Annotated in this window: 23 protein-coding genes and 1 riboswitch; of the genes, 11 read left to right on the top strand and 12 right to left on the bottom strand. The window is 66.9% G+C overall.

The genetic code is table 11. From position 1 onward, the window contains the following. Positions 1–24 precede the first annotated feature (24 nt). The 3 genes from C3E99_RS01510 to C3E99_RS01500 all read left to right on the top strand — a co-directional run bounded on the left by C3E99_RS01510 (position 25) and on the right by C3E99_RS01500 (position 1,562). The gene (locus tag C3E99_RS01510; RefSeq protein WP_067105220.1) at positions 25–573 is read left to right on the top strand and encodes a TspO/MBR family protein; all 549 of its coding nucleotides are present in this window, start codon (positions 25–27) and stop codon (positions 571–573) included. Between the two features lie 37 nt (positions 574–610). Continuing rightward, positions 611–889 carry an accessory factor UbiK family protein gene (locus C3E99_RS01505; protein ID WP_067105221.1) on the top strand — a complete coding sequence of 93 codons (279 nt, stop codon included), beginning with the start codon at positions 611–613 and terminating at the stop codon, positions 887–889. A gap of 169 nt (positions 890–1,058) precedes the next feature. Further along, positions 1,059–1,562: a YbjN domain-containing protein gene (locus tag C3E99_RS01500; protein WP_067105222.1), complete on the top strand. Its 504-nt coding sequence runs from the start codon at positions 1,059–1,061 to the stop codon at positions 1,560–1,562. Between the two features lie 21 nt (positions 1,563–1,583). Here the strand turns inward: C3E99_RS01500 and C3E99_RS01495 are convergent, their stop codons facing one another. From C3E99_RS01495 to C3E99_RS01470, 6 genes are all read right to left on the bottom strand, one after another. Next, a complete protein-coding gene (locus tag C3E99_RS01495; RefSeq protein ID WP_076073988.1) occupies positions 1,584–2,543 on the bottom strand; it encodes a right-handed parallel beta-helix repeat-containing protein in 960 nt (319 codons plus the stop codon). Between the two features lie 95 nt (positions 2,544–2,638). After that, entirely contained in the window at positions 2,639–5,260 is a 2,622-nt protein-coding gene (gene metH, locus C3E99_RS01490; protein WP_076073985.1) for a methionine synthase, read from the bottom strand. Between the two features lie 24 nt (positions 5,261–5,284). Next, positions 5,285–5,809: a GNAT family N-acetyltransferase gene (locus C3E99_RS01485; protein ID WP_076073983.1), complete on the bottom strand. Its 525-nt coding sequence runs from the start codon at positions 5,807–5,809 to the stop codon at positions 5,285–5,287. 4 nt (positions 5,810–5,813) lie between these two features. Then, positions 5,814–6,866, bottom strand: a complete 1,053-nt coding sequence (locus tag C3E99_RS01480) for a homocysteine S-methyltransferase family protein (protein WP_067105226.1) — start codon at positions 6,864–6,866, stop codon at positions 5,814–5,816. Positions 6,867–6,891: 25 nt separating this feature from the next. Next, entirely contained in the window at positions 6,892–7,833 is a 942-nt protein-coding gene (metF, locus tag C3E99_RS01475) for a methylenetetrahydrofolate reductase (RefSeq protein WP_076073980.1), read from the bottom strand. After that, complete coding sequence (locus tag C3E99_RS01470) at positions 7,830–8,816, bottom strand: ArsR/SmtB family transcription factor (RefSeq protein WP_067105228.1); 987 nt, start codon at positions 8,814–8,816, stop codon at positions 7,830–7,832. The genes metF and C3E99_RS01470 overlap by 4 nt, the downstream gene beginning before the upstream one ends. Positions 8,817–9,054: 238 nt before the next feature. Here C3E99_RS01470 and C3E99_RS01465 point away from each other — a divergent pair, with 238 nt between their 5' ends. The 4 genes from C3E99_RS01465 to C3E99_RS01450 all read left to right on the top strand — a co-directional run bounded on the left by C3E99_RS01465 (position 9,055) and on the right by C3E99_RS01450 (position 11,006). Next, on the top strand, positions 9,055–9,369 hold the full coding sequence (locus C3E99_RS01465; RefSeq protein ID WP_067105229.1) for a hypothetical protein: 315 nt from the start codon (positions 9,055–9,057) through the stop codon (positions 9,367–9,369). A gap of 182 nt (positions 9,370–9,551) precedes the next feature. After that, positions 9,552–9,881, top strand: coding sequence for an entericidin EcnAB (locus C3E99_RS01460; protein WP_076073977.1), 330 nt, complete (start codon positions 9,552–9,554; stop codon positions 9,879–9,881). A 78-nt stretch (positions 9,882–9,959) separates the two neighbouring features. After that, positions 9,960–10,145 carry a hypothetical protein gene (locus C3E99_RS01455; RefSeq protein ID WP_076073974.1) on the top strand — a complete coding sequence of 62 codons (186 nt, stop codon included), beginning with the start codon at positions 9,960–9,962 and terminating at the stop codon, positions 10,143–10,145. 51 nt (positions 10,146–10,196) lie between these two features. Continuing rightward, positions 10,197–10,289: riboswitch (ZMP/ZTP riboswitch) on the top strand. Between the two features lie 21 nt (positions 10,290–10,310). Continuing rightward, the gene (locus tag C3E99_RS01450) at positions 10,311–11,006 is read left to right on the top strand and encodes a DJ-1/PfpI family protein (RefSeq protein ID WP_234002557.1); all 696 of its coding nucleotides are present in this window, start codon (positions 10,311–10,313) and stop codon (positions 11,004–11,006) included. 66 nt (positions 11,007–11,072) lie between these two features. On the opposite strand, the gene groL is transcribed toward C3E99_RS01450, so the two are convergent. Together groL and groES are read right to left on the bottom strand one after the other, a co-directional pair. Continuing rightward, a complete protein-coding gene (gene groL / locus C3E99_RS01445; protein ID WP_067105233.1) occupies positions 11,073–12,716 on the bottom strand; it encodes a chaperonin GroEL in 1,644 nt (547 codons plus the stop codon). A gap of 63 nt (positions 12,717–12,779) precedes the next feature. Further along, positions 12,780–13,067: a co-chaperone GroES gene (groES, locus tag C3E99_RS01440; RefSeq protein ID WP_076073969.1), complete on the bottom strand. Its 288-nt coding sequence runs from the start codon at positions 13,065–13,067 to the stop codon at positions 12,780–12,782. Positions 13,068–13,209: 142 nt separating this feature from the next. Here groES and C3E99_RS01435 point away from each other — a divergent pair, with 142 nt between their 5' ends. Further along, positions 13,210–13,716, top strand: coding sequence for a hypothetical protein (locus C3E99_RS01435; RefSeq protein ID WP_104959318.1), 507 nt, complete (start codon positions 13,210–13,212; stop codon positions 13,714–13,716). On the opposite strand, the gene C3E99_RS01430 is transcribed toward C3E99_RS01435, so the two are convergent. Together C3E99_RS01430 and C3E99_RS01425 are read right to left on the bottom strand one after the other, a co-directional pair. Next, positions 13,673–15,067: an MATE family efflux transporter gene (locus C3E99_RS01430; protein WP_199775050.1), complete on the bottom strand. Its 1,395-nt coding sequence runs from the start codon at positions 15,065–15,067 to the stop codon at positions 13,673–13,675. The genes C3E99_RS01435 and C3E99_RS01430 overlap by 44 nt on opposite strands. Positions 15,068–15,179: 112 nt before the next feature. Next, positions 15,180–15,770 (bottom strand): Pycsar system effector family protein, encoded by a 591-nt coding sequence (locus tag C3E99_RS01425; protein WP_076073964.1) that lies wholly within the window; start codon positions 15,768–15,770, stop codon positions 15,180–15,182. 148 nt (positions 15,771–15,918) lie between these two features. Between C3E99_RS01425 and C3E99_RS01420 the strand changes: the two genes are divergently transcribed. The 3 genes from C3E99_RS01420 to C3E99_RS01410 all read left to right on the top strand — a co-directional run bounded on the left by C3E99_RS01420 (position 15,919) and on the right by C3E99_RS01410 (position 19,560). After that, positions 15,919–16,155, top strand: a complete 237-nt coding sequence (locus C3E99_RS01420; protein ID WP_067105237.1) for an acyl carrier protein — start codon at positions 15,919–15,921, stop codon at positions 16,153–16,155. A gap of 109 nt (positions 16,156–16,264) precedes the next feature. Beyond that, positions 16,265–17,467 carry a serine palmitoyltransferase gene (gene spt, locus C3E99_RS01415; protein ID WP_067105238.1) on the top strand — a complete coding sequence of 401 codons (1,203 nt, stop codon included), beginning with the start codon at positions 16,265–16,267 and terminating at the stop codon, positions 17,465–17,467. Positions 17,468–17,580: 113 nt separating this feature from the next. Further along, positions 17,581–19,560: an ATP-binding protein gene (locus C3E99_RS01410; RefSeq protein ID WP_104959317.1), complete on the top strand. Its 1,980-nt coding sequence runs from the start codon at positions 17,581–17,583 to the stop codon at positions 19,558–19,560. A gap of 134 nt (positions 19,561–19,694) precedes the next feature. Here the strand turns inward: C3E99_RS01410 and C3E99_RS01405 are convergent, their stop codons facing one another. Further along, on the bottom strand, positions 19,695–20,555 hold the full coding sequence (locus C3E99_RS01405; RefSeq protein ID WP_076073956.1) for a hypothetical protein: 861 nt from the start codon (positions 20,553–20,555) through the stop codon (positions 19,695–19,697). A 10-nt stretch (positions 20,556–20,565) separates the two neighbouring features. Beyond that, entirely contained in the window at positions 20,566–21,537 is a 972-nt protein-coding gene (locus C3E99_RS01400) for a diacylglycerol/lipid kinase family protein (protein ID WP_067113740.1), read from the bottom strand. Positions 21,538–21,542 lie beyond the last annotated feature (5 nt).

Here is a 21,542-nt window from a genome sequence, read left to right as displayed (position 1 = left end):
ATCGCGAAAAGGGACCAGCCGAGCATGAGCGAGATCGCCACACCGGGCCAGCTACGCCTCTCCTATTGGCGCTGGGCGATGATCACCGTCCCCGCGATCGTGCTGATCGGCAGCCTGATGGGCCTGCTTTCGAACAGCGGCTACGGCAATCGCTGGTTCGCGGCACTCGACCTGCCGTCCATCGTGCCGCCGGGCTGGGTGTTCGCGGTCGTCTGGCCGCTGCTCTACATCTGCCTCGGGCTGGCGCTGGCGATGGTCCTTCATGCGCGCGGCGCCAAAGGACGCGGCTTTGCGCTGCTGCTCTTCTTCGCCCAGCTCCTCGCCAATTTCGCCTGGTCGCCGCTGTTCTTCGCCGCGCATCAGGTGACAAGCGCGCTGTATCTGATCATCTTCATCCTGATGGTGACGCTTGCCACCGCCTTCGCCTTTGCATCGATCCGCAAGGCGGCGGCGTGGCTGCTCGTGCCCTATCTGCTGTGGCTCGCTTTCGCGAGCGTCCTCAATTTCCAGATCGACCAGCGCAACCCCGACGCCGAAGCCCTTGTCCCGCACGCGGCGAGCACCCAGATATAGGCGCGGCAAGGGGCCGACCCCGACGAAGGATAGAGTGATGCAGAGCGAGAACCGCATTTTCGACGATCTGGCCAAGATGATGAACGGCATCGCCGGCACGGTCGCCGGCGCCGGCCGCGAGGCCGAAGCCGCAATGCGCGAGCGCGCCAAGGAATGGATCGGCCGCATGGACTTCGTCAGCCGCGAGGAATTCGAGGCGGTGAAGGCGATGGCCGCGACGGCGCGCGCAGAGGCGGAGGCGCTGAAGGCGCGGCTCGATGCGCTGGAAGGTGCAGCGAAGCCGGCGGCGAAACCCAGAACCGCACCTAAAAAATAGGCGGCCGTCAAAGAAACTGCCGCTTCCTGTCTTCGTCATGCTGAACTTGATTCAGCATCCATTCTCGCGCCGCCCCCGATCGCGAGTGCCGAATGGACCTCGGATCCAGTCCGGGGTGACAAGGTGGTGCGGACTCGCCAGGTCAGCCATCACCCGCTAAAGGCGCTCCATGAGTGACGATATCTACGATGACGACGGCCAGGAAGCGGCGCCGATGGACATGCTCGCCTCCTATTTCGCCGCGCACGACTGGGCGCACGAGATGGTCGGCGAGGACGAGATCGTCGCGACCGCGCAGGGAAGCTGGACGACCTATGAGCTGCGCGCGGTGTGGCGTCCCGACGACGGTGTCATCCAGCTTCTCGCCTTCCCCGACATCCGCGTCGTCGAGGACAAACGCGCCGCCGCGCACGAAGCGCTGGCGCTGATCAACGAACAGCTCTGGCTCGGCCATTTCGAGCTGTGGTCGAACAGCGGCACGATCCTGTTTCGCCACGGCATGCTGCTGGGAAGCGACGCCGCGCTGTCGCTCGACCTCGCCGAAACGCTGGTCGAAAGCGCGATCGACGAATGCGAGCGCTTCTATCCGGTGTTCCAGTTCGTGCTGTGGGGCGGCAAGACCCCGGCCGAGGCGCTCGCCGCCTCGCTCATCGAAACACGCGGAGAGGCATAGCGCCGCTCCGTTCGGACCGCTTCACCGTTTCTCGTAGCGCTTGAGCCCCGGGCCGAGGTCGTTGGCGCCGATCGCCAGCGGCTCGCCGCTCCAGTCGGCGACGAACGCCACGTTGCGACCGAGCCCTTCGGGCAGGCTGGCCCGATTGCCCTCGATCGACAGGCCGCGCGACGGATTGTCGCGCGCCTCGGCGGCGACCGCGATGATCGCCGAATAATTCTCCTTGTCGCGCCCCTGCACGAACAGATTGTCCGCGATGCGCCCCGTCGCGCCCGCCGGCAGGTCGATCATGTAATTGGTCGCCGTCCCCTGCGTGTCGTCGAAGCTGTTGTCCCGAATGTCGACCTGCCCCGCACGAACCTTCAGATAATGGCCGCCGGTGCCTTTTTCGAAGCGGCTGTGGGTCACCACGACGCGGCCGTAGGCGCCGGTATAGACGCTGTGCGCGCAGCTCAGCCCGCGGTCACAGCGGCCGAGCCGCGAAAAGGTCGAGCGCTCGATGGTCAGCGTCGACTGCGGGTCGTCGGCGGTGAGGATGCCCTCCTCGCTGCCACGGAACAGGCTGTTGACGATGGTCAGGTCACCCTGTTCGAGCCGGATTCCGGCGCCGTTGCCGTCGGGCACCCGCATGTTCTGAAAGACGATGCCGTCGACGCGCGCGCCGTCGCCGCGCAGCACCAGCGCCGCCTTGCCCTCGCATGTCACGCCGTCGAATATGCTGCGCCCCGGCTCGGCAGCGACGAAGGCGATATGTCCCGCCGTCTGAACCGCGCAATCGCGATGATAGCCGGGGGCGATGCGGATCGTCCCCTGCCCCTCGCCGATCGCGTCGACGGCCTGCTGCAACCGGCCGAAGGCGCGGCCGCTTTCAGCGATAACATAGGGCGCATCGCCCGATTGCGCGGGCAGCGGCATCGGGGCGAGGAGCAGTGGAAGGGCGAGCAGCGGCAACAGCGGCCGGCGGAGAAGCGTCTGGATCATGGCGCCGTCATAGCGATTTCGGCGCCGCGCGTCCTTCGCGAAGCTGGTTAACCCGCCACCTGTCCCTTTATCGGACAGGCGGCGGGCGATCGGTTTCAGTCGAGATTGGGGCGCAGCCAGCGGCGCGCGGTTTCGAGATCGACGCCGCGCCGTTCCGCATAATCGACCAGCTGGTCCTCGCCGACCCGCGCGACCCCGAAATAGCTCGCATCGGGATGCCCCAGATAGAAGCCCGAGACGGCCGAGGTCGGCAGCATCGCGAAATGGTCGGTCAGGATCGCGCCCGATGTGTTGCCGGCGTCGAGCAACTCGAACAGGATCGGCTTCAGGCTGTGGTCCGGACAGGCCGGATAGCCCGGCGCGGGGCGGATGCCGCGATATTCCTCCTTGATGATCGCCTCTGGCGTCAGCTGCTCACCCGGTGCATAGCCCCAGAGCACAGTGCGGACATGCGCGTGGAGCCGTTCGGCGAAGGCTTCGGCGAAGCGGTCGGCCAGCGCCTTGAGCAAGATGTCGTTGTAATCGTCATGCGCGGCCTTGAAGCGCGCAAGATGCGGCTCGATGCCGTGGATCGCGACCGAAAAGCCGCCGATCCAGTCGCCGTCAGGGCTGACGAAATCGGCGAGGCACATGTTGGGGCGCCCCTCGCGCTTGGCGATCTGCTGGCGCAGGAAGGGGATGCGGACGTGCCGTTCCTCTTCCTCGAGGTGGATGACGACGTCGTCGCCGTCGCGACGGCACGGCCACAGCCCCGCGACCCCGCGCGCGTGCAGCCAGCCTTCGCCGACGATCTTCGCAAGCATCGCCTGCGCGTCGGCAAAGAGACCGCGCGCGCTTTCCCCCACCACCGCGTCGTCGAGGATCGCGGGAAAGGTGCCCGCCAGTTCCCAGGCGCGGAAGAAGGGCGTCCAGTCGAACCATTCGACCAGTTCGGCCATGTCCCATTGGTCGAACGCATGCACGCCGGGCTGTTCGGGCGGGAAGGGCCGGATATGCTCGTCGACCGCGAAGCCGTTGGCGCGCGCATCCTCGATGGGGATCAGCGCGCTCTGCCCCTTGTTCGCGCGCACCTCGCGGATATGCGCATAATCCTCCTTATAGCCCTGCACATAGGCGTCGTAGCCGGTATCGCTGACCAGCGCCGTCGCGACGCCGACCGCGCGGCTCGCGTCGAGCACGTGCAGCACCGGTCCTTCATAGGCGGGGTCGATGCGCAGCGCGGTGTGCATGCGCGAGGTCGTCGCGCCGCCGATCAGCAGCGGCATCGTCATGCCGGCGCGCTGCATCTCTTCCGCCACGGTCACCATCTCGTCGAGCGAGGGGGTGATCAGGCCGGACAGGCCGATCATGTCGGCGTCATTCTCGTTCGCGGCCTGCAGGATGCTGCTCCACGGCACCATGACGCCCAAGTCGACGACCTCGAAGCCGTTGCACTGGAGCACCACGCCGACGATGTTCTTGCCGATGTCGTGGACGTCGCCCTTGACGGTCGCCATCACGATCCGGCCCTTGCCCTTGGCGCCTTCCTCCTTCTCGGCCTCGATGAAGGGCAGCAGGTGCGCGACCGCCTTCTTCATCACGCGCGCCGATTTCACGACCTGCGGCAGGAACATCTTGCCCGATCCGAACAGGTCGCCGACGACGTTCATCCCGTCCATCAGCGGCCCTTCGATCACCTCGATCGGCCGGTCCATCGCCAGCCGCATCTCTTCGGTATCGGCGACGATATGCGCGTCGATTCCCTTGACCAGCGCATGTTCGAGCCGCTTTTCGACCGGCCAGCCGCGCCATTCCTCGGCCGCCTTTTCCTGCGCCGCATCCTTGCCCTTGTAGCGTTCGGCGAGCGCGATCAGCCGTTCGGTCGGCGATTCGGCCTCGCCCTCCACCTTGCGGTTGAGGATCACGTCCTCGCAGGCGTTGCGAAGCTCCGGGTCGATCGTGTCGTAGACGTCGAGCTGCCCCGCGTTGACGATCGCCATGTCGAGCCCCGCCGGGATCGCATAATAGAGGAAGACGCTGTGCATCGCGCGGCGCACCGTCTCGTTGCCGCGAAAGCCGAACGACAGGTTGGACAGCCCGCCGGAAAAATGGGCGTGCGGGCAGCGCTGGCGGATGACCTTCACCGCCTCGATGAAATCGACGGCATAATTGTCATGCTCTTCGAGCCCCGTCGCGATGGCGAAGATATTGGGATCGAAGATGATGTCCTCGGGCGGGAAACCGATGCCGGTGAGCAGCTTGTAGGCGCGCTCGCAGATCTCGATCTTGCGTTCCCTGGTGTCGGCCTGCCCGACCTCGTCGAACGCCATGACGACCACCGCGGCGCCATAGGCCCGGCACAGCCTCGCCTGCGCGAGAAAAGGCTCCTCGCCCTCCTTCATGCTGATCGAGTTGACGATCGGCTTGCCGGGCACGCATTTGAGGCCCGCCTCTATGACGCTCCATTTCGACGAATCGATCATCACCGGCACGCGCGCGATGTCGGGCTCGGCGGCGATCAGCTTGAGGAAGGTCGTCATCGCCCGTTCGGCGTCGAGCAGCCCTTCGTCCATGTTGACGTCGATAACCTGCGCGCCATTTTCCACCTGCTGGCGCGCGACCTCTACCGCGGCGGTGAAATCGTCGGCGAGGATCAGCTTCTTGAACGCCGCCGATCCGGTGACGTTGGTGCGCTCGCCGATATTGACGAAGGACGAAGAGGAGAGGGTCTGGGTCATCGAAGGTCCCGAAAGGAAGAGAGGTCAGGCCGCGACGGGGCGGGCAAGGACGAGATCGTCGTAGAGCTTGCCCCCGACGTCGAACTGCCGGGTGCCGATGTCGGCAAAGCCCTGCTTGCGATAGAAGGCGAGCGCGCGGTGATTGCGCGCATAGACGCCAAGCAGCAGCCGGCGATAGCCCGCCGCCGCCTCGACCGCCCGCGCCATCAGTGCCGCGCCCAGCCCGGTGCCGTGAAAGCGCGACAGCGCATAGATGCGCTTGAGCTCGATATCGCCGTCCTGCGCCGCCGCGAGGCCCGGCGCGCCGACGAGGGCAAATCCGACGGGCGCACCGCCGGGACACGCCTCGGCCAGCCAGGCGCGGGCACCCGACGCCAGGGCGGATCGATAGGCCGTCTCGCCATGCTGTGCGGCGCAATGGCCGATGATCGCCGCGCCGTCGAGGATACCGGCGAAGGTTTCGAGAAAGGTCGCCGCGCCGATCAGTGCCAGCGCCGCGGCGTCATCGGCGCCAGCCTCGCGGATCGTCCATGCTTGTCCATCCTCCATCGGATCAGGCCGCCGCCATGGTGAAGGGTTCCAGCCCCGCGAGACGCGTGCGCACCGGCACTTCGGGAATATGGCGCGGCGCAAGGCCTTCGACCGCCTTTGCCATCGCGGCGATATGCGCGGGCGTCGATCCGCAGCAACCGCCGAGGATATTGACCTGCCCATGCTCTGCCCATTCGCGCACCAGCCCAGCGGTCGTTTCCGGCTGCTCGTCATATTCGCCGAGTTCGTTGGGCAGGCCGGCGTTCGGATAGACCATGACCAGCGTGTCGGCGAGATCGGACAGCACCCGAACATGCGGACGAAGCTGCGCCGCGCCGAAGCTGCAATTGAGCCCGACGGTCAGCGGCTTTGCATGGCGCACCGCGTACCAGAAAGCCTCGACCGTGTGGCCCGACAGGTTGCGCCCCGACAGGTCGGTCAGCGTCATCGAGATCATCAGCGGCAGTTCGCGCCCCAGCTTCGCCTCCGCCTCGAGCGTCGCGGCGATCCCCGCCTTGGCGTTGAGCGTGTCAAAGATCGTCTCAATCAGGATGAAATCGGCACCGCCCTCGGCCAGCGCGACCACCTGGTCGCAATAGACCGCCTTGAGCTCGTCGAAATCGATCTCGCGATAGCCGGGATTGTTGACGTCGGGCGACAGCGACAGCGTCTTGTTGGTCGGCCCGACGGCGCCCGCGACGAAGCGGCGGCGGCCGTCGCGCGCGGCAAATTTGTCGGCCGCCTCGCGTCCCAGTCGGGCGCTTTCATGGTTGATGTCGGCGACCAGATGCTCGGCGCCATAATCGGCCTGGCTGATGCGGTTGGCGCTGAAGGTGTTGGTCGACACGATGTCCGACCCCGCCGCCAGATAGGCTTCGCCGATCGCCGCGACGACGTCGGGGCGGGTCAGCGCGAGAATATCGTTATTGCCCTTCTGGTCGCGGCCGAGGCCGAGCGTGCCGGCATAGTCGGCCTCTGTCAGCTTGCGGAGCTGGATCTGCGTTCCCCAGCCGCCGTCGGTGAGCAGGATGCGGCTGCGGGCCGCCTGCTGCAGGGCTTCGCGCGCGCTGGTCATCGATGATCCTTCCTTGCCATGCGATTCATGCGGCCTTCTCCGCCGCGGGCGCTGCCGGCGGGCGCAGGCCCAGCAGGTGGCAGATGGCGTAGCTGAGCTCCGCCCGGTTGAGCGTGTAGAAATGGAAGTCGCGCACGCCGCCGGCATAGAGGCGGCGGCAGAGTTCGGCGGCGATCGTCGCGGCGACGAGCTGGCGCGCCGAAGGCAGGTCGTCGAGCCCCTCGAACAGCGAGACCATCCACGCCGGGATCGCCGCGCCGCACATGTCGGCCATGCGCCGGGTCTGCGACACGTTCGACACCGGCAGGATGCCGGGAACGATCGGCGCATCGATCCCCGCCGCCGCCGCCGCGTCGCGGAAGCGCAGGAAGGCCTCCGGCGAGAAGAAGAATTGCGTGATCGCGCGCGTCGCGCCGGCGTCGAGCTTGCGCTTGAGATTGTCGAGGTCGGTTTGCGCGCAATCGGCGTCGGGATGCACCTCGGGATAGGCGGCGACCGAAATGTCGAAGGGCGCGACGGCCTTCAGCCCCGCGACCAGCTCGGCGGCATTGGCATAGCCCTGCGCATGGGCACGATAGGGCGCGCCGCCCGGCACATCGCCGCGCAGCGCGACGATGTGGCGCACGCCCGCCTCCCAATAGGCGCGCGCGACCGCGTCGATTTCCTCGCGCGAGGCCTCGACGCAGGTCAGGTGCGCCGCAGGCGGCACCGCGCTTTCCGCCGCGATGCGCGCGACGGTGGCGTGGGTGCGTTCGCGCGTCGAGCCGCCCGCGCCATAGGTGACCGAAACGAAGCGCGGCCCGAGCGGTTCGAGCGTGCGGAACGTGTCCCAGAGCTGCGCCTCCATCTTCTCCGTCTTCGGCGGGAAGAATTCGAAGCTGACGCCGATGTCGCCGTCGAGATTGGCGAACAACGGCGACGCCGCGGCGCGCCTGGCCTCCGCCAGCGAATTGAGGTTCGATGTCATGCGGCAAGTTTCCTGGTCTGCCCGCCTTCGCTGGCGGGGGTCTGATCTTCATCGCTGCGACGGCGCCCGAGCCACAGTTTCACTGCAAGCTCGCCGCCCTCGAGCGTCTGGCCGCTTTCGAGCAGCAAGCCGGCGGAGGCGAACCAGCCGCGGATCTGGGCATCCGAAAAGCCGAGACGGGCGTGCGCCGCAAGCATGCGCAGTTCCTCATCCTCGTGCGGTGCGAAATCGACGACGAGGAGATGCCCGCCGCCGCGCAGCACCCTTGCCGCCTCCGCGATCACGCGGTCGGGTTCGTGTGCGAAATGCAGCGCCTGATGGATGACGATGCTGTCGATGCTCGCATCGTCCATCGGCAGCGCCAGGAAATCGCCCTGCACCAGGTCGATCGGGACCGGCTGATCGGCCAGCTTGGCGCGCGCGAGCCGCAGCATTTCCGGGCTGCGGTCGAGCGCGGTGATACGCCGCGCGGTCGGCGCGAAAATCTCTGCCATCCGGCCAGTGCCCGTTCCGATGTCGAGCAGATGACCGAGCCGGCGCCCCGCCACCATCGCCAGCATCGCGGATTCCACCTCGCTCTCTGCGACGTGGCGGGAGCGGATCGCATCCCATTCGGCGGCATGCTCGGCGAAATAGCGCGCGGCGGCGGCCGCGCGGTCGTTGCGGATGGCGGCAAGGCGTCGGGCATCATAAGCGATCACCCGGCCCTCGCGCGCCGAGAAGGGCCATTTCTCGACCTGATCGATCATCGTCCGGATCGGCCCGTCCTGCACGATGCGCAGGAACACCCAGCTTCCCTCGCGCCGCCGCTCGACGATGCCGGCCTCGGCCAGGATGCGGACGTGCCGCGACACGCGCGGCTGGCTCTGATCGAGGACGATCGCCAGCTCCCCGATCGCCAGTTCCATCTCGCGCAGCAACGCCACGACTCGTAACCGGGTCGGGTCGGCAAGGGCACGGAAAATGTCGAGCAGCTCGGCCATGAGAAGGTGATATAAAGAATTCTTTATATCCAGTCAACCGGCCGAAAGCGCCCTGTTTCCGGGGCTTGCAGCGGCGGTATCGGGCTCGACTCGTCGATTTGAGCGCCGCCGCAACCAAAAAGTCCGTTGCACCGTTTTGGCCGAAATTGTAGCTCTGTCGGCGATTGGCAATGTGCCGGATCGAATTGTTCGCATCCGAATGCCGGTCAATCAGTTCAATCGAGAGGGGTATTCCCAAATGAAGAAGTCGATCACTCTGTCGCTCGTCCTTGCCACCTCGCTGGGCCTCGCTGCCTGCGGTGAAAAGGCTGCCGACGAAGCAGCTCCGGCCGCCGAAGACACCGCGACCGTCGAGGGCGCGGCGGACGGCGCGATGGAAGCGGCCGAAGGCGCCGCCGATGCGACCGCCGCTGCGGCCGACGCGACCGCGAATGCTGCCGGCGACGCCGCCGCTGCCGCGAACACGGCTGCCGACAAGGCGAGCGAAGCTGCCGACGCCGCCAAGGAAGCGACCGACGCTGCCAAGGGCGCGATGGAAGAAGCCAAGAAGTAATCGCTTCCTGGCATTCGACCAGTTGAAAAAGGGGTCGTCGGCACGCGCTGGCGGCCCCTTTTCACATGGTTGCCCCGGACCAGCGGACCGGCATCGCTCGCCGGTTGCCAAGGGCTTCATCCACCGCTAATTCTTCGCGCAGTGGTCGCGGGCCGGCCACCGCCCATTCGAAAGGAATTTCTATGCGCAAGATCATTATCGCCTCGATGGCCGCAGCGGCGTTCAGCCTCGCCGCCTGCTCGGAAAAGGCGCAGGACGAAACCGCCGAAGCGGGCGCCGCCGTCGCTGACGATGCCGCGGCTGCGGGCGATGCCGTGGCCGAGGGCGCCTCTGACGCCGCCGACGCGACCGCCGATGCCGCCAAGGACGCCGGTGCGGCGGTCGAGGGCGCGGCCAAGGATGCCGGCAATGCGGTCGAAGGCACGGTGAACGCCGCCGGCGACGCCGCCAAGGCCGCGGGCGACAAGATCGCCGCGGAAACCAAGAAGGCCGAAGCCAACGACAAGAAGTAAGTCGCTGGCGGGCTTTCGCCTTGCTATGAAGGGGCTCCATTCCATGAGGATGGGGCCCTTTTTCGTGGGAGAGGCGACATGATCCATCGCGTTGCGATCATCGCGGCGCTCGTGCTGCTCCTCGCCGCGGGATGCAGCCGCACCGACAACGAGCCCGGCCCCGGCGGCGTCACCGTCAGCGAAGCAAAGGCGCTCGACGACGCAGCCGAGATGCTCGAAAGCCGCGACGGCGCGGCGGACGCGGATACGGACGCCGGACGGTAGCACCCGCCTCCCGCAACGCCCTTTCCACCGCGGCCGCCCCGTCCTATGCTGCCGCTGCTCCGCGACTGGCGCTGAAGATGGAGTCCCATCGGGAAGCGGGGTCCGGCCGATGGCCGGCACGAGCCGCGCGCCTGGGTGATCCATTGCATGGCGAGGAGCATCCGCGTGACCGAAACCACCGCCCCCGAAAACACCCCCCAAACCACCATCGTCTTCCTTCTCTTTCCGGGCATCACCCAGCTCGACTTCACCGCGCCCGCGCAGGCGTTGAGCCGGATGCCCGGCGCGGTGCTGGCCGGTGCGGCGGCAAGCCGCGCGCCGATCGCCACCGACAGCGGCTTTTCGATCATCCCGACGCATGATTTCGCGGACTGTCCGCAGGCCGACATCCTGTGCGTGCCGGGCGGTCATGGCGTCGCCGCGGCGCTGGGCGATGCGGCGACGATCGCCTTCATCGAACGGCATGCCGCGGGCGCCCAATGGGTGACGAGCGTGTGCACCGGCGCTTTCCTGCTCGGCCGCGCCGGCCTGTTGCAGGGGCAGCGCGCGACGACGCACTGGGCCTATGCTCATCTGCTGCCGCTGGTCGGCGCGGAGGCGGTGAAAGCGCGCGTCGTCGAGGACGGCCGCGTCGTCACCAGCGGCGGCGTGACCTCCGGCCTCGATTTCGCGCTGACGCTGATCGGTCGCCTGCGCGGTCCCGTGGTCGCGCAGGCGATCCAGCTGGCGATCGAATACGACCCCGCGCCACCCTTTGCCGGCGGCCACCCCGACCGTGCGCCGCAGGCGGTGACGGCGGGGCTGAAGGCGCGCGTCTACGACGCGGCCGCCGCCCACATGGAAGCGGCGCTGCGGGCATGAAAAAGGGGCCGGAGGATCGCTCCCCCGGCCCCGATTTTCCAGCATATGCCGGCTGGGATGCGGGACTTAGAAGTCCATGCCGCCCATGCCGCCCATGCCGCCGCCGCCCATCGGCATCGCCGGCTTGTCTTCGGGCAGTTCGCTGACCGCCGCTTCGGTGGTGATCAGCAGGCCGGCAACCGACGCCGCATCCTGAAGCGCGGTGCGCACGACCTTGGTCGGGTCGATGACGCCGGCGGCCTTCAGATTCTCATAGGTGTCGGTCGCGGCGTTGAAGCCCTGATCGACATTGTCTTCGCGCAGCAGGTTGCCCGCGACGACCGCGCCGTCGTGGCCGGCGTTGGCCGCGATCTGGCGCAGCGGCGCTTCGATCGCCTTGCGGACGATGTCGATGCCGCGCGTCTGGTCGTCGTTGACGCCCTTCAGCCCGTCGAGCACCTTGGTCGCATAGAGCAGCGCGGTGCCGCCGCCCGAGACGATACCTTCCTCGACCGCGGCGCGGGTCGCGTGCAGCGCGTCGTCGACGCGGTCCTTGCGCTCCTTCACCTCGACCTCGGTCGCGCCGCCGACCTTGATAACCGCAACGCCGCCGGCGAGCTTCGCCAGACGTTCCTGCAGCTTTTCACGGTCGTAGTCGCTGGTCGTGGTCTCGATCTGGGCGCGGATCTGCTCGACGCGGGCCTTGATCGCATCGGCTTCGCCGGCGCCGTCGACGATGGTCGTGTTGTCCTTGTCGATGGTGACGCGCTTCGCCTGGCCCAGCATGTTCAGCGTGACCGATTCGAGCTTGATGCCCAGGTCTTCGCTGATCATCTCACCCTGCGTCAGGATCGCGATGTCCTGCAGCATCGCCTTGCGGCGATCGCCGAAGCCCGGCGCCTTGACCGCCGCGACCTTCAGGCCGCCGCGCAGACGGTTGACGACGAGGGTCGCCAGCGCTTCGCCTTCGATGTCCTCGGCGATGATCAGCAGCGGACGGCCCGACTGCACGACCGCTTCGAGGATCGGCAGCATCGACTGGAGGTTCGACAGCTTCTTTTCGAAGATCAGGATGTACGGATCGGCGAGTTCGACCGTCATCTTTTCAGGGTTGGTGATGAAATAGGGGCTCAGATAGCCGCGGTCGAACTGCATGCCCTCGACGACGTCGAGTTCGAATTCGAGGCCCTTGGCTTCCTCGACGGTGATGACGCCTTCCTTGCCAACCTTCTCCATCGCCTCGGCGATCTTCTCGCCGACTTCGGTGTCACCGTTGGCCGAGATGATGCCGACCTGCGCGATTTCCGACGAGCCAGACACCGGAGTCGAGCGGGCGGCGAGATCCTCGACCACCTTGCCGACGGCGAGGTCGATGCCGCGCTTGAGGTCCATCGGGTTCATGCCCGCGGCGACCGACTTCATGCCTTCGCGGACGATCGCCTGCGCCAGCACGGTCGCGGTGGTGGTGCCGTCACCGGCCTTGTCGTTCGCCTTGCTGGCGACCTCGCGCAGCATCTGCGCGCCCATGTTCTCGAACTTGTCCTTGAGCTCGATTTCCTTGGCGACGCTGACGCCGTCCTTGGTGATGCGGGGAGCGCCGAAGCTCTTGTCGATCACGACATGCCGGCCCTTGGGGCCCAGCGTGACCTTGACGGCGTCGGCGAGGATGTCGACGCCCTTGAGGATCCGCTCGCGCGCGTCGCGCGAAAATTTAACGTCCTTGGCAGCCATTGGCTCGTTCCTTTCAAAGGCGCAGGAAACTGCGCAACTTCACTCTCAATTCGATGGACGGACTCAGGCGAGAATGCCGAGGATGTCCGATTCCTTCATGATCAGCAGCTCTTCGCCGTCGACCTTGATCTCGGTGCCCGACCACTTGCCGAACAGGATGCGGTCGCCGGCCTTGACGTCGAGCGCGATGCGGTCGCCGTCCTCGTCGCGGGCGCCCTCGCCGACGGCGACGATCTCGCCTTCCTGCGGCTTTTCCTTGGCGGTGTCGGGGATGATGATGCCGCCGGCCGTCTTTTCCTCGGCTTCGATACGGCGGACGAGCACACGATCGTGCAGCGGACGAAATTGCATGGATATCCCTCCAGAGGTGCAAATGATGTCACTTAGCACTCACACCAGGCGAGTGCTAACAGGCGGGCATATGGGTCGCACCCCGTGGGGCGTCAAGCGGAGTCCAACGAAAATTTTACGTCTGCTCGGCTAGAGCATCCAGATGGGGGGCGAAGTTCCAGTCATCAAGGAGGCGGAGGCCGTCGATCTGCGCGCCTTGCGCGAGCGGGGACAACTGCTGCGCGGGGAGTTTCTGGACGCCTTCGCCAAGCTTGAAGCCGCCGTGATGGATTATATTGTCCGGCTTGAGTTGAAGGCCGCGCCCGGCACCCCCCTCACTCAAAAGCTGACCCGCCTTTCAGGAGCGAAAGACCACTTCGTCCATCCGAAAAAGCTGGAAGAGCGAATCAAGGCGATCACGCTTCTCAACGACAAGCGAACCGACCTCGTCCATGCTGTATTGACCGTGATCGTGCGATATGACGGCAGCAAAGCCATCGAAAACTGGTTCGGGTTCCAGAATGCTTGCCACACGGACAAGAAGCTTCGAATTCTAACGGTCGAGGAAATGAAGGACATGGTTCGAGAAGCGAAGCAACTCTCCAGCCAGTTCAGCCACCAGCAACTTAAGGAAGCAGCCCCAGCCGCGCCCGCATCCGCCAGCGCATGAGCAGCAGCGCGGCGACGACGACCAGTCCGACCGCGAGGCCGATCCAGATGCCGACGCCCGCCATCGGGGTCCAGAAGCCGAGGTAGATCGCGGTGCCATAGCCCGCGATCCAATAGCCGCACACCGCGATCAGCATCGGGATGCGCGTGTCCTGCAATCCGCGCAGCACCCCCGCGGCGACCGTCTGCGCCCCGTCGAACAGCTGAAAAGCGGCGGCGATGACGAGGAACTGCATCGCGAAACCGACGAGCGCGGCGTTCTTCGTATCGCCCACATCGACATAGAGCGACAGCACCGTCGCCGGATAGAGCCACATGCCGAGCGCGGTCAGCACCATGAAGCCGATGCCGAGCCACAGCGAGGCGCGGCCGGCGAGCGCGATGGCGCGGCGGTCGCGCGCGCCATAGGCGAGCCCGACGCGGATCGTCGCCGCCTGCGCGACGCCGAACGGAATCTGGAAAGCGAGCGCCGCGATCTGGAGCGCGATCGTATGCCCGGCCAGCTGCGCCTCGCCGATCCGGCCCATCAGGAAGGCGGCGCCGGTGAACAGCCCCGCCTCGGCAAGGATGGTCAGCCCGATCGGGGTGCCGATGCGGACGGTCTCGACGAAGCGGCTCCATTCGCTGCGCCACCAGTTGCCGAACAGATGATAGCGCCGCAGCCGCCGGTCGCTCTGGATCACCACGACATAGGCGATCAGCATCGCGGTGCTGGTCAGCACGCTCGACAGCGCCGAGCCGTGGAGGCCGAGCGCGGGCAGGCCGAGGTGGCCGAACACCAGTGTCCAGTTGCCGAGCGCGTTGACGAACAGCGCGAGGAAGGTGATCGCGGTCGCGATCGTCGGCCGCCCGAGCGCCGAGACGAAGATGCGCAGCACGCTCGCCGCGATCATCGGCGCCATCCCCCACATCAGGATCAGCAGGAAAGCGGCGGCGCGATGGGTCAATTCGGGGTCCTGCCCGGTCGCGCGCATGATCGGCCCGCCGGCGGCGCACACGCCCATGAAGACGAGCGAGACGAGCAGGCTGAGCCACAGCGCCATGCGCACGGTGCGCCGCACCTCGCGCACGCTGTGCTTGCGCCGGCCGAGTTCGGCGGCGATCAGCGGTGCCGCGGCGCCGACCAGCCCGGTGCCCGTCCACAGCAGAAGGCCGAAGATCGCGACGCCGAGCGACGAGGCGGCGAGCGCCGTGTCGCCGAGCCTTGCGACGAAGATCACGTCGATCGCATGGACGAGCATCTGGAGCAGGTTCGCGGCGGCCAGGGGCCAGGCGAGCGCCAGTGTTTCGCGGAATTCGACGCGGAATGTCCGCGGCGGTTCCGCGGTCAGGGGGTGGGCCTGATCGAGCATGGCCGGCCCGGATAAGCGCGGGGTTCCAGCGGTTCAATAGCGACGGGGCGAGGCGTGCGGTTTGACGAGCGGGGGTGATAAAAAGGCCACAGCCGTTCCCTTCACCCCGGATTTATTCCATCCACATTGCCGTCATCTCGACCGCGAAGGCGAGGAAGGTCAGCGTCAGCCCCACCACGAACAACCGATAGGCATAGGCCAGATAGCGATATTTGCGCCGCGCGAGCACGACGCCATTCTGCCAGGTGTCGCGCAGCATCACCTCGTAGAGGTCCTCTTCAGTGCGCAGGCGCGCCTTGATCGCGGCGATGAACTCATCCTCCCCCATCTGCGCGAAATGGCCGAAGAAGAGGAGATTGCCGCGATCTTCGCCGTCGCGCGCGGCCGGCGGCGCCTTGCCGACGCGCGGCAGCACGGCGGAGATGGCGAGCAGCGCCGACAGGAAGGAAAAGGTCGCGAGGATCGCGAGCGGCGTCGTCAGCGCCCCCGCCCCGGCGCGCGCCTGTCCGATCGCGAGGGTGAAGACGACGAAGGTCGCGCCCATCAGGATCGACGCCTTCTGATCGGCCATCTGCGACAATTGCATCGTGATCTGCTGATTGGTGCGGACGAGATGGACCGCATTGGGCGGAAAGCCGGTCGCGGGCGGCGGCTCCACGCGTTCCGGCGCCTTTTTCGGCCGCTTCTCCGGTTCCTTGCTCATAGGCCATCCCCGATCATCGAACCGCACCAGCGATGGCATGCCGGGCGTCGATCGGCAAGATGCTGCCCGATTGCCGCCGCAATCGCTTGCCAAGGAACCATGGTCGCGGCATGTCCGCGCGATATTTCCACTTTTGGGACGCACCGAAATGAGCACCGCGCTGCGCGAGACGATTCACGGCCTGATCGAGCCGTTCAACAAGAAGGGCGTCGAACTGACCGACGCCACGACCTTTGCCGGCGACCTCGAATGGGACAGCCTGACCGTCATGGATTTCGTCGCCGAGGTCGAGGACAGTTTCGACATCATCATCAGCATGAACATGCAGGCGGAAATCGAGAATGTCGGCCAGTTGATCGCCGCGGTGGAGAAACTGCAGGGCTGACCTCTCTCGTTCCGTTCGTGTCGAGCGAAGTCGAGACACCCATCAGGAAAGTGCGAGGCCGAGGGGCATTTCGACTTCGCTCGATGCGAACGGATTTTGGAAGCATCATATGACCGATCTTTTCTCGAAATTCGACCCGCTGATCGAGCAGCGCGCGGCGCTGCTGTCGACCGGCGTCACCGATCCGTTCAGTCTGGTGATGGAAAAGGTGCTCTCGCCCACCGTCGCGATCTGCAACGGGCGCGAGACGATCCTGCTCGGCACCTACAATTATATGGGCATGACCTTCGACGAGGACGTCATCGCCGCGGGCAAGGACGCGCTCGACAAATTCGGCAGCGGCACGACCGGCAGCCGTGTCCTCAACGGCACCTATCAGGGGCACCGGGAGGTCGAGGAGGCGCTGAAGGACTTCTACGCCATGGATCATGCCATGGTGTTCTCGACCGGCTATCAGGCGAACCTCGGCATCATCTCGACGATCGCCGGCAAGGGCGACTACATCATCCTCGACATCGACAGTCACGCCTCGATCTACGACGGCTGCAAGATGGGCGATGCGGAGATCGTCGCTTTTCGCCACAACGACATCGAAGCGCTGGAAAAGCGGCTGAAGCGCCTGCCGCCCGAGGCGGGCAAGCTCGTCGTGCTGGAGGGCGTCTATTCGATGCTCGGCGATGTCGCGCCGCTGAAGGAGATGATCCGCATCGCCAAGGAGAATGGCGCGATGGTGCTGGTCGACGAGGCGCATTCGATGGGCTTCATCGGCGAGCACGGCCGCGGCGTCGCCGAGGCGCAGGGGGTGATCGACGACGTCGATTTCATCATCGGCACCTTTTCGAAGAGCGTCGGCACCGTCGGCGGCTTCTGCGTGTCGAACCATCCGAAGTTCGAAATCCTGCGGCTCGTCTGCCGCCCCTATGTCTTCACCGCCTCGCTGCCGCCGAGCGTCGTCGCGACCGCCGCGACGAGCATCCGCAAGCTGATGCACGGATCGAACAAGCGCGCGCATCTGTGGGAAAATTCGAAGGCGCTGCACAAAGGGCTGCGCGATCTGGGCTTCACGCTCGGCACCGACGAGCCGCAGTCGGCGATCATCGCCGTCATCATGCCCGATCTCGAAAGGGGCGCGATGATGTGGGAAGCGCTGCTCGAGGAAGGGCTTTACGTCAACCTCGCGCGCCCGCCGGCGACCCCCGCGGGCATGACGCTGCTGCGCTGTTCGCTGTGCGCCGAGCATTCGGCCGACCAGGTCGGCGAGATCCTCGGCCGCTTCGAGCGCGCGGGCAAGCGCACCGGCATTATCGGCTGAAACGAGCCTGCGCGCCGACCAGCGGATTCCTTTTCGGGGCGAACCGAGCATCGCGCCGCGTCCCGGGCGCTTCGCCGCTTTGCCCAGCCGCCGAATGCCGGTAAACAGGCGCGGTGTTCGAGCGGGATGGCGACAGTGAAAGCGAAAGCCGCCGGGAGCGCGTGCGCTTCTGGCTGACGGTCGGCGTCGGCACGATCCTGGTCGGGGTCGTCGCGGCGCTCGTGCTGCTGCTGATGCGCGCCAACGACAATTACGATCGGTCGCTCGGCTATCAGGCGCACAGCCTGGAGATGATCCAGCAGACGCGCAGCCTCGACGCCGCGCTCGCCCGCGCCGAATCCGCTCTCGGCCGCTTCGCGGTCGGGCTGCAGAAAGAGGACGGGCGCATCTATCAGCAGCAATGGGGCCTCGCGCAGCAATATCTGGCGCTGCTCCGGCGCAACGTGCGCGACAATCCCAAGCAGGCCGAACTGGTGCAGCAGCTGACCGCCGAACTCGCCCAGCGCGGCACGCAACTCGGGGACGCCGCGCTCAGTGCCAATTATCGCCAGACGGTCGCGGCGATCTCCAAATATAATGCGGCGGGGCACGACCCGGCGCTCGGCCGCATCGACAAGCTGCTCACCGAGCTGATCCGCAACGAGCGCACGCTGCTCAGCGAGCGCAACCGCATCGCCGCCTCCGACCGCGCGAGCCTGAACCAGGCGATCCTGCTCTTCTCGCTGCTCGGCGCGCTCGCGGCGGTGATCGCCATCGCGGCGAGCTTCTCGCTCGTGCGAGCGGAAAGCGAGCGGCGCATGGCGCGGCGCGAGCAACTCGCCGAGAGCGACCGCGCGATGCTGCTCGAAGCCGCGGTCGAGGAACGGACCGCCGAACTGGCGAAAGCCAACGAGGCGCTGCGCGGCGAGATGGTCGAGCGCGAAGCGGCCGAGGCGCAATTGCGGCAGGCGCAGAAGATGGAGGCCGTGGGTCAGCTCACCGGCGGGATCGCGCATGATTTCAACAATATGCTCGCGGTCGTCGTCGGCGGGCTCGAACTGGCCCAGCGCTGGCTGTCGGAAGCGCCCGACAAGGCGCAGCGCCACCTCGGCAACGCGCTCGACGGCGCCAACCGCGCCGCCGACCTGACGCGGCGGCTGCTCGCCTTTGCTCGGTCGGAGCCCGCCCGTCCCGAATTCACCCCCGTGGACGAATGCATCGCGAGCTTCGCCGAACTGATCGAACGCACGATCGGCGACCGGATCGCGCTGTCGCTCGACCTCGGCGCGGAAGGGCTCGCCTGCCGGCTCGACCGGCAGCAGTTCGAGAATGCGCTGCTCAATCTCGCGGTCAACGCGCGCGACGCCATGGGCGGTCACGGCACGCTCGTCATCCGCACGCTGCGCGACGAAAGGGCCGAAACCGCGGCGCTCGCGGTGCAGGTGATCGACAGCGGCTGCGGCATGGCGCCCGAGGTGATCGAACGCGTGTTCGACCCCTTCTACACCACCAAGCCCGCCGGGCAGGGCACCGGGCTGGGCATGACGCAGGTCTTCGCCTTCTGCCGCCAGTCGGGGGGCGAGGTGCAGATCGCCTCGACCGTCGGCGAGGGGACGAGCGTCGCGATGCTGCTGCCGGTCGCGCGGCCCGGTGAAACCGACGCGGCGGTGGCGGACGGCGGCAAGGCTCTTTCCGACGCACCGTCCCACGCGCTCGACATATTGGTGGTCGAGGACGACCGGCGCGTTCTGGCCGCGACGGTCGATGCGGTCGAGGAACTGGGCCACCGCGCGGTCGCCTGCAACGATCCGCTGAAGGCCGAGGCGCTGGTCGCGGCCAACGGCGGGTTCGACCTGATCCTGTCCGACGTGCTGATGCCCGAACTCACCGGGCCGGAAATGGTGGAACGGCTCAAGGCGCGCTGGCCCGACCTGTCGGTGCTGTTCGTCACCGGTTACGCCGGCGACGCAAGCGAGATCGCGAGCTTCGGCGACCACGACGTGCTGCGCAAGCCCTTCACCCTCGCCGCGCTCGACCAGGCGATCCGCCGCTGCCGCGACGTCCCCGCGCCCGAGCCGGGCGCGGCGACGCTCGCGCGCGCGACCTCGTCCTAGACTCTGATGACTTTAGATTGACCCACTTCGTCATTGCGAGCGGAGCGAAGCAATCCAGAGCGGTTTGCGCACACTCTGGATTGCCGCGTCGCTTCGCTCCTCGCAATGACGATTCCAACTCATGTCATCATGTTCTAGCGGATCGCGCCGCTCCGCATCAGGCGCGGGACCAGCGTCAGCGCGGCGAGCAGCGGCCAGCGGCGCTGCCAGGGCTTGATCTCGATCTTCGTGCCCGCGTGGCGATTGATCTTCCACGCCAGATAGTCGATCCCGCCGGCATAGGTCAGGCTGGCCTTGGCGAGCCGCACGATGCTGAGCGCCTTGCCCTCGATGCGGCGGCGCGTCCAGCCGCCGCTCGGCGCACCCACCGGGATGGCCGCGGCGGCGGCCTCGCCGAAATCGCGGTAGCGGTCGGGATCGGCGTCGACCACCGACTGCGCGCGGCTCGCCCGCTCGGCACGCAGCTCGACCGAATAGGTGAGCGAAAAGGCGCGGCGCCACCAGTCGAGGATCGATTCGCCGCCGAGGCGTCCGGCCGCCGCGAGCAGCGTCGGCGCCGCGCGCGCCACCACCGCCGCCGCCTTGTCGCGCGCGGTGTCGTCGACCGCCCAGACGAGCCGCGACGGCTGCGCGAAGCGCGCCCAGACCGACACGTTGCGCGTCTCCGGCCCGTTCAGCCGGTGGAAGTCGCTTTCGCTGAGCACCGCATATTTGGCCATCAGCCCGCCCGCCTGAAAGGGAAAGACGTTCGGCGGGATCAGGCGGTTGGCGAACGCCATCCAGCGTTTCGGATAGGCATCGCCATAGTCGGAGACGATCAGGTAGAAATCGAGCATCAGCCCGTCGAGCTGCGTCTCGCGCAGACAGCTCCCATAGAAGAGCACCGCGCGTGCGCTGCCCGGATATCGGGCCGCGATCGCCGCCGCCATCGCCGCGACGCGCGGATCGACGGGGAGCGCCAATTCTTCGCGGACGAGGCTGGCGATGTCGCGCACGGGCCGACGCTCAGGCTGCGAGACGCAGGAAGGGCACCGGCTGGGTCGAGGTCAGGATGATCGGCCGGCCGCCCGAGGTCTCGAAAATCTCGCCGTCGAGGATGACGTTCGAACGCTCGCCCTCGATATGGATTTCGTCGCCCTGCTGGAAATGCACGCCTTCGAGCGGCTTCTGCCCCAGCGTGCCGCGCCAGGCCGCGCCGAGCATGCGGAACAGCGCGCCGACGCTGCTGTCGGTCGCGAGCAGCTTCATATGGCCGTTGGTCCCATGGGCATCGCTGGTGCGGATGCTGAGCAGCAGCTTTTCCAGCGTCGTGATGATCAGCAGCGAGAATTTGCCCTTGAACTCGCCCTGGCGGACGAGCGAGACCGTCATCGGCTGCGGCTTGGGCGGCAGGCGTCCGCCGCCGATCCCGAGCACCATCGCGAACAGGCCGAGAATCGCCGCGAGCACGTGCGACAGCCCGTTCGGCAGGCCGAGCGGATAGATGCGGTTGCGGCAATAGAGCATGACGTCGGCGAGATAGGCGCCGCCGAGGAACATGCCGAGCACCGGCCGCGCACCGCCGCTGTCGAGCGCGATGAGCTGGCGTTCGATGACATGGTCCTCGAGCGATCCGGCCTCGACCAGTTCGACGACGCGCCGCAACGCCTTGATCGGGTCGCCCTCCGCGCCGAGGTCGAGCGCGATCAGGTTGGTCTTGCCATTGGGCAGCACCGCGACCGGCGGCGGCGACCCGCCGAAATGCCCCCCCGAATAAAGCTCGGTCAGCGCCGCCTGCACCGTGCCGTCGCCACCGTTGATCGCGACGACGCGCGGCGAGACCATCGCGATGGTGCGGATCGCCTCGCCGATCTGGTCGACATGCTCGACCTCATAGTGAAAGATGTCGGGGTGCGCCGCGCAATATTCGCGCACGCGCGGCAACAGCGAACGGTTGCCCGTGGAGCGCGGATTGGAAAGAAGCGCGACGCTGGCCACTACCC

It is taken from the genome of Sphingopyxis sp. MG (assembly GCF_002953155.1).
GTDB classification, from domain to species: domain Bacteria; phylum Pseudomonadota; class Alphaproteobacteria; order Sphingomonadales; family Sphingomonadaceae; genus Sphingopyxis; species Sphingopyxis granuli.
This window is presented reverse-complemented; position numbering and strand designations above follow the sequence as displayed.